The organism is Photobacterium sp. GB-72, assembly GCF_003026095.1.
Lineage (GTDB): Bacteria > Pseudomonadota > Gammaproteobacteria > Enterobacterales > Vibrionaceae > Photobacterium.
Genome location: NZ_PYNV01000002.1, coordinates 147,211 through 158,667, shown reverse-complemented (window position 1 = coordinate 158,667; position 11,457 = coordinate 147,211). Strand labels below are relative to the sequence as shown.

The following is an 11,457-nucleotide window of genomic DNA, read 5'->3' as shown; positions in this document are numbered from 1 at the left end:
ACATTAGAGAGAGACAATCATGAAAGTTATACAGATTTTACAAGAGGTCACAGGGGCTTTTGCGGCAACCATTAAGCACGTTTGGGCACCACGCGATACGGTTTGTTATCCAGAGGTAAAACCAGACTTACCTGAACGCTGGCGCGGTCGCATTGTATTAACGCGCGATCCTGACGGTGATGAACGTTGTGTTGCTTGTTATTTATGCTCTTCAGTATGCCCTGCTAATGCAATCACCATTCAAGGGGCTGAGCGAGAAGATGAGCGTCGATATGCCAAAACATTTGAACTGGACTTTAGTCGCTGCATTTTCTGTGGCATGTGTGAAGAAGCATGTCCAACCCTATCGATTCAATGCACCACTGATTTTGAAATGGGTAAATATTCTCGTGACAAGCTGCTTTATGAAAAAGAAGACTTACTCATTGATGGCACAGGTAAACACCCAGACTTTAATTACTACAAGCAAGCAGGTGTAGCAATTACAGGTAAAGCTATCGGCGATGGTGAAAATGAAAAACCACCGATCGATGTGTACTCTCTGCTGCCATAAGGACATCATCATTCATGTTAACTTGGAATATTATTTTCTATGCCAGTAGTGCCATCATGCTATTGGCAGCAATCAGTTTACTGTTTGTCAAAGAGCCGATGCATGGTGCGGTGTATTTAACCACATCGCTACTCGCACTGGCTGTTATTTTCTATTTATTGGGTGCGCCGTTTATTGCCGCGTTACAAATTATTTTGTACGTCGGGGCAATCATGGTGTTGTTTGTCTTCTTCATTATGTTGAGTCCGACAAGCCGCACCTTCCCACTCACGGCCAATCGCACTGTCATTTTACCGGTGATCTTACTCACCGTTATGTTAGTTGAGGCTTTCATCGCTCTACATCACGGTAATCAGTTCTATACAATCGAAACGATCAAAACCATCAGTCCTAAAGCTGTTGGTGCGGATTTATTTACTCATTACAAACTCGCGATAGAAGCGCTATCAACGCTCTTACTTGGTGCGTTAGTTGCTGTGATTTATCTCGCGGCACAAATGAAAGTTCGCCACTCAGAGACTGATGATAAAGTGGAGGAGCACGCATGAGTCCACTGACTATCTTAATTTTATCCTTTGCCATGTTCATTATTGGCCTCCTCATTGTTGTTGTTCGCCGACAGCTGTTGTTCGTACTTATGGGTATCGAAGTCATGCTTAATGGCGTTGCGTTAGCCGCGGTTGAAGCAGGTCAACATTGGGGAAATCCAACAGGACAAATCATTACTATCTTTTTGATGATTGCAGCAGGCTGTGAGCTTTCTGTTGTTTTGATGCTCGCCATGTTGTCGTACAAACACCTAAAAACAACCCGTATCGACAAACTTAACCAGCTTAGCAATACATTAATTAGTAAGGGAGAACTGTAATGAATACATGGTTATGGTTAATTCCTGCCGCTCCGCTTTTCAGCGCCGCCTTAATTGTCTTATTTGGCAAGCACTTTCCGACTCGTGCCAGCGGTATACTCGCTTCACTCTCGGTCTTAGTGTCGGCTGTACTCACTGGCATGCTATGGCTATCCAGTGATTTTAACCCCGCTTTCCACCAGCAATTATGGACGTGGATGGCTGTTGGTGATTGGAACGTCAACATTGGGTTATCGGTTGATCGCCTCTCGCTAGTAATGATGACAGTGACAAGCTGGGTGGGATTTCTTATCCACTTGTTCTCCGTTCCCTTCATGCGCCGTGATTTTGGTGAAAGACGCTACTTTTGCTATTTAAATCTATTCGTTGCTGGCATGTTGTTCTTTGTGATGGCGGATAATTTAATCCTGCTATACACAGGTTGGGAAATCATGGGGCTATGTTCATACGGACTGATTTCTCATTACTACAACAAAGAAAAGAATGTGTACTCAGGACGTAAAGCATTCATCGTAACACGCATTGGCGATACCTTACTTGCGATTGGTATCTTACTGACATTCACCGTGTTCAAAACCGTTAACCTTAACGAGATCTATTCTATTGCTAGCCAGCAATCGATGAACTTATGGTTAATTGGCGCGATTTGTCTTCTATTCTTGTTCGGCGGTATGGCCAAATCAGCCCAGTTCCCGTTCCATGTTTGGCTGCCTGAATCAATGGCAGGTCCTTCTACGGTATCGGCATTGATCCACGCAGCAACCATGGTAACGGCTGGGGTGTACTTGATTGCACGTAATCATGTGCTCTTTAATTTAGTCCCTGATGTCACATGGTGGGTATCACTTGTGGGTGCATTTACGGCGTTTTATGCCGCGACATGTGCGCTGGCGCAGAACGACATCAAACGTATTCTCGCCTACTCAACCATCAGCCAAATTGGCTATATGTTTGCTGCGCTAGGTGTGGGTGCTTATGATTTAGCTATTTTCCACGTCATTGTTCATGCGTGTTTTAAAGCACTGCTATTTATCAGCTCTGGTGTCATTATCGATATGTTTAATCACGATCATGACATTCGCAAAATGGGCGGTCTCGGCAAACGACTGCCTTGGCTTAAATGGACTTACCTAGCAGGCTCTGCAAGTTTAGCCGCACTGCCTGTCATCACTGCAAGCTTCTTCTCAAAAGATGCCATCATAGCAGCAACGGAAACAGGCTATTTAGGTTGGTTACTGGGTGCACTTGGTTTAGCGGGCGCATTATTTACCAGTATTTACAGCTTCCGTATGTACTTTATGGTCTTCAATGGTGAAAACCGTACAGCATTTAGTGAACCTCGCTACCTGAAAAATAATGGTCTTCCTTGGCAGATGAAAGTTTCAACGGGTATTTTAGCCGTTGGTTCGATCGCTATTGGTTGGATGCAGTTTCCTAACGAATGGTCTTTTGGCCCTCACCTATTCCTCCCGTGGATTGACAGTCAACTAGGTACAGCGCCAGAGATTGCAACCTCTGCAGGTCTTATGCTGCAAGTTGTTGGCTCATTAGTCGCTATTGCTGGGGTATGGATTGCATACATCTTAGTAAAACAAGAGCTTAAACAGGGGCATGGCATCGGTAATTGTCAATTCCTGAACTCAGCATGGTATATCGACGACCTGTCAAAACTAACGGTTATTCGTGGCTTCAAAGGTCTTTCCAAGCTGCTAGAAACGGTTATTGAACGATGGGTGCTGAATCAGGCCATTGTGAAAGGGATCGCGGCAATGTTATCTCTCTCAGGCGAAGCCGTTAGTGATGTACAAGGCAGCCAGCTTTCTCGTTATGTCATTATGATGATTGCAGGTTCTGTTCTTCTGCTTTTTTACTTGGTTTGAGCTATTTAGGTTTGATATATGCTTAGTTTATTGATTTTCTTACCCATGGTAGCTGCACTACTTATCGGCTCAAGTTGCCGTAAGCTGCCATTTATTGCACGCTCCATGACATTAACCACACTCATTATTGAGTCAATGTTAGTAGCTTGGATATTTATCACCCATCAAGTTCATGGTTTTTCCATGACAGAAAGCCTCAACTGGATCCCTGACTTCGGCATTAAATATTTAGTCAGCATGGATGGGATCAGCTTAAGCCTGATTGGTTTAACCTGTACCTTGTTCATCGTTGCAATGCTTGTTGCTTGGCACCAAGTGAATCGTTGGCAGGCTTTTGGCCCACTAATGCTATTAACACTCAGTGGCATTATGGGGGCATTTCTTGCTCTTGATCTCATGCTCTTCTACGTATTTTGGGAACTTATGTTAATTCCCATTTACTTCATGTTGAGTTTCTGGGGCGGTAAAGATACCAAGCAAGCAGCATTAAAATTTGTTCTTGTGACCATCACAGGCTCTTTATTAATGCTTGTATCGCTTGTTGCTCTTTACATCATTAATGGTAACAACACAGGTGTATGGACATTTGATTACTTCTACTTAGCTTCCCATCCAATTACGGGTGAATTGGCTATTCCAGTTGTATGCGGATTCTTAATTGCCTTCTTAATTAAAATCCCAGGTTTCCCATTTCACTTTTGGGCGCCTGACACCTACCGCGAAGGGGCACCTGCGGTATCACTACTGCTATCTGGTGTTATGGCTAACGTCGGCGCATACGGTATCTTGCGTTTCTGTTTAGCTATCTTCCCTGAAGCAATGCATCAAATGATGTATATCGGTATGGCACTTGGTGCAATCGGTAGCTTATACGCCGCCCTACTCGCTTTCCGTCAAAAAGATCTCCGTAATGTGATTGCTTACTCAAGTATCAGTCACATGAACTTAGTGGTCTTAGCGATTTTTGCATGGCAACTTCAAGCATTGAATGGTGCAGTGATCCAATTAATTGCTCACGGTCTTTCAGTAGCAGGTCTGTTTGCCGTTGTACGTATGCTTCAAGCGCGCGGGTTTAGCGGTAAGTTTGATGAAATGGGCGGCTTATATAAAGTCCTCCCGGGTATTGGCGTCTTCCTACTATTTATTGTTGCTGCAAGTGTTGGTATTCCAGGATTAGGCAACTTTGCAGGTGAAATCTTACTCCTCGCAGGTAGTTTCTCTGTCTCACCTCTTTGGACAAGCTTGGCTGCATTCTCGATAGTGTTAGGTGTGGTTTACTTCTTAAGAGCCTATGGACTGGCATTCTTAGGGCCAATCTCTGACGACAATGAACAACGTAAATTAATCGATCTGACAGCACGAGAAAAGCTAACAGCATCCATCATTGTCATTGGGTTATTCTGGGTTGGCTTAGATCCGAACTATTTACTGCAACTTATGATGTCATCAACCAAAACACTGGCATCCATTCATTCGGGTTCATATTCATTGATTGAAGGGGTTATCAATGTCATCTCATGAGTTAATTAGTGCAATACCCTTTGCCATCCTTGGACTAGGTGCTTTAGGTGTCCTCCTGTTAGGTGTTCTGCCGGGTAAGAACAACCAACAACTCCCTTATATGGGAACGATTGTGGTGCTATTAGCGACCATGTTGTCAGTGGCTTCTTTATTCGGACACAGTGCGAATATTGAAAACTTTGTGGTTATTGATCATTTCACACTCGTTGCTTTTGAATTATTCGCAGCAGGAGGACTGGCAACCATATTACTGGCTAAAAACCACCCAGCCCTCAACAAGCATGTTGCAGAAGAGTTTTACGCCCTGATACTGATAGCTGTACTCGGTACATTTATCTTCGCCTCAGCAAGTAACTTGTTAGCAGCATTCCTAGGAATGGAAACCATTGCCATTCCAATGTTTGCACTCATCGCATGGAACCCTCAACGTAAAGGAGCCATCGAAGGAGGGCTTAAGTATGCTGTCACAGCCACTGTTGCTGCAGCATTCTTTATGTTTGGTATTGCACTGATCTATTTTGGTGCGGGCACTATCGTTATTAGTGAAATACCAAAAGCGCTCACCAGTGCTAACGCGATGCCGATGGTCGCATTGATCGGCTTTATGTTGCTATTTGTAGGCATATGCTTTGAACTCGCTTTAGCACCATTTCATAGCTGGCTGGCTGATACACTGCAAGCTTCACCTGCGCCTGTGATGGCATTTATTGGTAGTATCGCCAAAATTGCAATGCTGACATTTGTTATTCACTTCGTGATTCAAATTGAACCTATTTGGGATCAAATCTCGTTTGTACTTTGGGGCTTTGTGTTATTTAGCATTGTGTTTGGTAACCTATTGGCTTTCCGCCAAACCAATATCAAACGTATTCTGGCTTATTCATCCGTTGCCCACTTCGGCTACGCACTCATGGCACTAACCAGTGTGATCCCGAACAGTAGCGCCTCTTTATCAGAAGCGGTTCATGCTACCGCTTATTACGGACTGAGCTATGCCGTGATGAATCTGGTCGCGTTTGCTGTGATTGCAATGTTAAACAAACATAACCCAACGGGTGAATTAAAAGGTTATCGCGGTTTAGGTCGACGTTACCCACTCGCTGGTGTTGCAATGGCGATTGCTGTGCTTTCATTGGCGGGCGTCCCCCCTACTGCTGGCTTTTTTGCCAAGTTCTTCCTGTTCGCAAGTGTACTTGGCAACGGATATTTAGGCATGGTTGTACTCGCTGCATTAGCTTCTGCAGTCTCCGTATTTTACTACCTTCGTATCCTACTGGCCTTCTTCGCTAAAGAGGAATATCACCACCACAACCAATCTGCGAATGTTGAAAGTGTAGAGTTTGGTTCAACAGTGGTGATCAGTGTCGGTGCGTTTGCCACTATCGCATTGGGCATCTTTGCTCAAGCAGTGCTTACTTATATGTTTTAACAAATGAGCAACCTCGCTGTACAAGCAGCGAGGTTCTTCATGTCTTCTCTTTATTTCTTTCAAGCTACACTTTCCTCATTTAATTAGCCCTATCCCTCACAAAATCCCTGCGAAAAAGCTCATCACTAAAAGTACAATCCTCTGCTATATCAACAAAAAATTAAATCTCATCTAGCCAAGCAGAATATAAAACTAATTAACGTTGATTTTTGATATTAAAAATCAAAACCTCCTTTAGAAGTAAAAAATGACATCAAAAACACAAGAAACATAAAAATAAAAAGTCATAAAAACCAAAATTTAAATAACCAAAAGACCTAAATGCTACAATAGCAAATAAAAACCAGTTATTAGAACCAAGAAATAACCACCAAAGAAAACTATCAACTGTGACGAATGTCTAATTTGGTTTTTAACACCAAAAACAAACGAAAAACTGGTTTCTTTTGTTGGTTATTAGTTAAAAAACAGTGACACATTTCAGGTTATTTTGTTTAACCTATTAATCATTCCAATAACAAGTAATAAACAAAACAACAGATATTAAGGCTTAAATTATGATCATTGGTATCCCTAAAGAAATCAAAACACATGAATATCGCGTAGGTATGATCCCAGCGTCAGTTAAAGAAGTGGTCTCTCATGGTCATCATGTTTTTGTCGAAACCAACGCAGGCACAGGTATTGGCTTTAGCGATCAAGACTACATTGATGCGGGTGCACAAATCCTAGCAACAGCATCTGATGTTTTTGCAAAAGCAGAAATGATTGTAAAAGTAAAAGAGCCTCAAGCTGTTGAGCGTGCGATGCTTCGCGAAGGGCAAATTCTATTTACTTACCTACACCTAGCCCCGGATCCAGAGCAAACGCATGATCTCATTAATAGCAAAGCCGTGTGTATTGCTTACGAAACCGTGACAGATAAAAACGGTCGTCTACCACTACTTGCACCAATGTCAGAAGTGGCTGGTCGCATGTCTATTCAAGCTGGCGCATTCGCATTAGAGAAGTCACGTGGTGGAAGTGGCATACTACTTGGTGGCGTACCGGGTGTTGAACCAGCAAAAGTTGTGATTATTGGTGGTGGTGTTGTAGGTGCAAATGCAGCACAAATGGCATTAGGTCTACAAGCTGATGTCACAGTTATTGACCGTAATATCGATGTACTTCGCCAACTAGATGCACAGTTCAACGGTAAACTAAAAACAGTTTACTCAACCAATGACTCAATTGAAAAACATGTGCTTGAAGCAGATCTTGTTATCGGTGGTGTGCTAGTTGTTGGTGCTGCGGCTCCGAAACTGGTTACTGCTGAAATGATCAAGAAGATGAAGCCAGGCGCTGCAATTGTCGATGTTGCTATCGACCAAGGTGGCTGTGTAGAAACATCCCATGCAACGACGCACAGCGAGCCTACCTACATTGTTGATGAGGTGGTTCACTACTGTGTTGCAAACATGCCAGGTGCGGTTGCTCGTACATCAGCTGTGGCACTAAACAATGTAACACTGCCTTACATTGTTAACCTGGCAAATAAAGGCTACAAAAAAGCGCTACAAGACGATAAGCACCTATTAAATGGCCTAAATGTTTACCGTGGACAAATCACTTGTGAGAGCGTAGCAACATCATTGGATTTACCTTACGTTGATGCAGACTCTGCTATCGCGTGATTCATAGCATTCCCCCCCTCCTCCTGCTGGTTATCTCATTCACTCCTCCAGCAGGAGTTTTTACGTCCTCAAAACCCCATTAACACAAAATATTAAACCATTAAAATCACACGCAGCAAAATAAAAACAAATAAAATCTAAACAAACCAAAATATTAATGCGATCAAAGTAACAAGTATTCCTATTTGGAATGCTGCAAAGATTACCAATTTGTTAACATTGTATTCGATATGAAAAAACCTATAACAAATACATTAACCAATAAGGTCAATCACATGTCGACTTCCAATAACATTGAAATATCCACCCACGCAGAACAAAAACTCACCCTCAATAAACACGATAAAACTTGGATCATAAGCTTATTTGGCACAGCCGTTGGCGCAGGGATATTATTCTTACCAATCAATATTGGTGTAAATGGTTTCTGGCCTTTGATCACTATAGCCTTGCTGGCAGGACCAATGACATTTTTGGCCCACCGTGGCTTGGCGCGATTTATTTTATCGTCAAATAACTCGAAAGCTGAGTTTACTGATGTGGCCGAAGAACATTTTGGTCACCGCTTCGGTTTTCTGATCTCACTCCTCTACTTCTTATCTATTTTTCCGATTTTAATGATTTATGGAGTGGGATTAACCAATACCGTTGAAAGCTTTATGGTAAATCAGATGGGTATGGCTACACCGTCGCGGGTGTTGCTATCTGGTGTTCTAGTTGCCCTCCTAATTGGAGTGATGACAGCCGGTGAAAAAACCGTATTACGTGCCTTTGAAGTGATTGTTTATCCATTAGTCTTCATCTTATTTGGGATCTCGGTTTATATGATCCCTAATTGGCAAATGCCAAACTTTACCGATATGCCAGATGCAAAAACATTTACTCAAACTCTATGGCTCGCTATTCCTACCACCATTTTTGCATTCAGCCACACCGCTGCGATTTCCACTTTTTCTGTTGCCCAAAAAAGACATTACGGAGAGCAGGCAGGTAAACGTATCGACTTTATCTTAAAGCACACATCGATGATGTTAATCACCTTTGTATTATTCTTCGTTTTCTCTTGTGCGCTCAGCTTAACCCCCGCTCAATTAGCCGAAGCTAAGGCACAAAACATTTCTATTTTGTCTTACCTTGCAAATGTGACTGGAAGCGGCTTGATTGAGTCATTTGGTCCCTTCATTGCTTGTATTGCTATCATCTCATCGTTCTTTGGTCACTTCCTTGGTGGACGAGAAAGTTTAAGCGGGATCATTGCCAAACATACCAACCTAAAACCTAACGTTGTTAATAAACTTACCATTGGTATTTTATTTTTCTCTGTATGGTATGCCGCAGTAAAGAATCCAAGTGTACTGGGTATTATGGAAACATTTTCAGGCCCTGTGATCGCCCTGATTTTATTTATTCTGCCGATGTATGCGATTAGAAATGTTGAATCAATGAAGAAATATCGCGGAAAGATAAGTAATATTTTCGTGACTGTTATCGGCTTAATTGCTATCTCAGCGATTCTATATAATTTGGTATAAATCGTGCGATAAGAAAACAGCTAATTCGTTAGCTGTTTTCTTTACTGATAAATATATCAATTAAATAACTTAGGCTATTACCCCGTCCCCCCCCTACCTCCACATCCCCTTTAAAAACAATCTATAACTATAAAATCAAAATCTTACGGTGACAGCTTTTATTCAAAAATGGGAAAAATGAGACGACATTAATGACATCGCAGTGTCTTAAAATAGGCAAAAAGCATGACGTATTGATAAAAATTGCTGACGGGCAACGTTGAATAAATTCAACATACACTATACCCATTAATCCCCCCCTTTTTTTGTGTGTTTACATCACAGTTTTTACACTGCAAATTGCGCGCAGATAAAACTGTGAGCTGTCCCTCTTTCCCCATCTTAAAATGAAAATAAACTCCACTTATCGCAACATGCAAAGACAATTCTAATTCTACGGAGTTTTTCACCATGTTAGACCGCATCAAAAATGGCTTTTTTGAACAAGCACAAAAGTTCGGAAAATCCTTAATGTTACCCATTGCCGTATTACCCGCAGCAGGCTTATTGCTCGGTATTGGGGGCGCACTTTCTAACCCAAATACATTGCAAGCTTATCCTTTTCTCGATATTTGGTTACTGCAATGTATCTTCACGCTCATGGCCAGTGCCGGCTCTGTTATTTTTGGTAATTTACCGGTCCTTTTTGCAGTTGGTTTAGCCGTCGGACTCGCACGCAGTGATAAAGGTACCGCAGGTCTTGCAGCGCTATTAGGTTACTTTGTCATGAACGCGACCATTAATGCGCTATTGGTGCTTAATGGACAACTTCTTACCGAAAACTTGGGAAATGCCGGTCAAGGTATGATCCTTGGTATGCAAGTGTTAGATACTGGGGTTTTTGGCGGGGTCATCGTGGGATTGATGACTTACAGTCTCCATAACCGTTTTAGCAAAATTGAATTACCTCAAATTCTTGGCTTCTTTGGCGGCTCTCGCTTTATACCGATTATCACCTCATTCAGTGCTATTTTGCTGGGTGTCTTGATGTACATTGTTTGGCCGTTTGTCCAATCCGGCATTGGTACGCTGGGTTCACTCGTCGATGCTTCTGGTTACCTCGGCACGTTTATTTACGGCTTTGTGCTTCGTTTACTTGGTCCTTTTGGTCTTCATCATATTTTTTACCTTCCATTCTGGCAGACCGCATTAGGTGGCAGTTTAATCGTTGACGGCACGCTAGTTGAAGGGACCCAACGTATTTTCTTTGCCCAACTCGCCGATCCGAATACACAACAGTTTTATGAAGGCACTGCCCGTTTTATGTCTGGTCGCTTCATTACCATGATGTTTGGTCTATTGGGTGCCGCATTCGCCATCTATAAGTGTGCTAAAAAAGAGCATAAAACACGCGTCGCTAGTCTGATGTTCACCGCTGCACTGACTTCTTTCTTAACGGGGATCACTGAGCCTTTAGAGTTCGCTTTCTTGTTTGTCGCTCCTGTCTTGTACTTCATCCACGCCATCTTTGACGGTCTGGCTTTCATGATGGCTCATATCTTCAATATTACGATTGGACAAACATTCTCAGGTGGTTTTATTGACTTCATTTTATTTGGTGTTTTGCAGGGTAACGCAAAGACAAACTGGGTCATGGTTCCGGTGATTGGTAGTGTGTGGTTTGCACTTTATTACTTTAGTTTCTCTTTCATTATCAAACGAAAAAACCTGAAAACACCAGGTCGTGAGGATGATGACAGCGCCATCATCGAGAACATTGCAGGCTCTGAACGTACTGAAAAAATCATCGAAGGACTGGGTGGCCGCGACAACATTAAAGACGTTGATTGTTGTGCGACACGATTACGTATCTCCGTCATCAAGGGTGAAAACGTCAATGAAGCACTATTAAAAATGACGGGCGCACGTGCCGTGATCATCAAAGGCAATGGGATCCAAATCGTCTATGGACCACAAGTCACCATTATTAAAACTGAAGTAGAAGAAGCAGTAGGATGTTAA

At 42.5% G+C, this 11,457-nt stretch carries 9 protein-coding genes; all 9 read left to right on the top strand.

Annotated elements, in window-relative coordinates; translation table 11 throughout:
• Positions 1–16 precede the first annotated feature (16 nt).
• The 9 genes from nuoI (at position 17) to C9J40_RS03975 (ending at position 11,457) form a co-directional block, all read left to right on the top strand.
• On the top strand, positions 17–553 hold the full coding sequence (nuoI, locus tag C9J40_RS04020; protein ID WP_369750685.1) for an NADH-quinone oxidoreductase subunit NuoI: 537 nt from the start codon (positions 17–19) through the stop codon (positions 551–553).
• A gap of 14 nt (positions 554–567) precedes the next feature.
• Positions 568–1,101: an NADH-quinone oxidoreductase subunit J gene (locus C9J40_RS04015; RefSeq protein WP_107245848.1), complete on the top strand. Its 534-nt coding sequence runs from the start codon at positions 568–570 to the stop codon at positions 1,099–1,101.
• Positions 1,098–1,421: an NADH-quinone oxidoreductase subunit NuoK gene (nuoK, locus tag C9J40_RS04010; protein ID WP_005368949.1), complete on the top strand. Its 324-nt coding sequence runs from the start codon at positions 1,098–1,100 to the stop codon at positions 1,419–1,421. Before C9J40_RS04015 ends, nuoK begins: the two co-directional genes overlap by 4 nt.
• Positions 1,421–3,301 (top strand): NADH-quinone oxidoreductase subunit L, encoded by a 1,881-nt coding sequence (nuoL, locus tag C9J40_RS04005; protein ID WP_107245847.1) that lies wholly within the window; start codon positions 1,421–1,423, stop codon positions 3,299–3,301. Before nuoK ends, nuoL begins: the two co-directional genes overlap by 1 nt.
• An 18-nt stretch (positions 3,302–3,319) precedes the next feature.
• Positions 3,320–4,822, top strand: coding sequence for a NuoM family protein (locus C9J40_RS04000; protein WP_107245846.1), 1,503 nt, complete (start codon positions 3,320–3,322; stop codon positions 4,820–4,822).
• Positions 4,809–6,251, top strand: a complete 1,443-nt coding sequence (locus tag C9J40_RS03995) for an NADH-quinone oxidoreductase subunit N (protein ID WP_107245845.1) — start codon at positions 4,809–4,811, stop codon at positions 6,249–6,251. Before C9J40_RS04000 ends, C9J40_RS03995 begins: the two co-directional genes overlap by 14 nt.
• A gap of 557 nt (positions 6,252–6,808) precedes the next feature.
• Positions 6,809–7,924, top strand: coding sequence for an alanine dehydrogenase (gene ald / locus C9J40_RS03990; protein ID WP_107245843.1), 1,116 nt, complete (start codon positions 6,809–6,811; stop codon positions 7,922–7,924).
• A gap of 275 nt (positions 7,925–8,199) precedes the next feature.
• Positions 8,200–9,456, top strand: coding sequence for an aromatic amino acid transport family protein (locus tag C9J40_RS03985; RefSeq protein ID WP_107245842.1), 1,257 nt, complete (start codon positions 8,200–8,202; stop codon positions 9,454–9,456).
• Positions 9,457–9,906: 450 nt separating this feature from the next.
• Entirely contained in the window at positions 9,907–11,457 is a 1,551-nt protein-coding gene (locus C9J40_RS03975) for a maltose/glucose-specific PTS transporter subunit IIC (RefSeq protein WP_045151991.1), read from the top strand.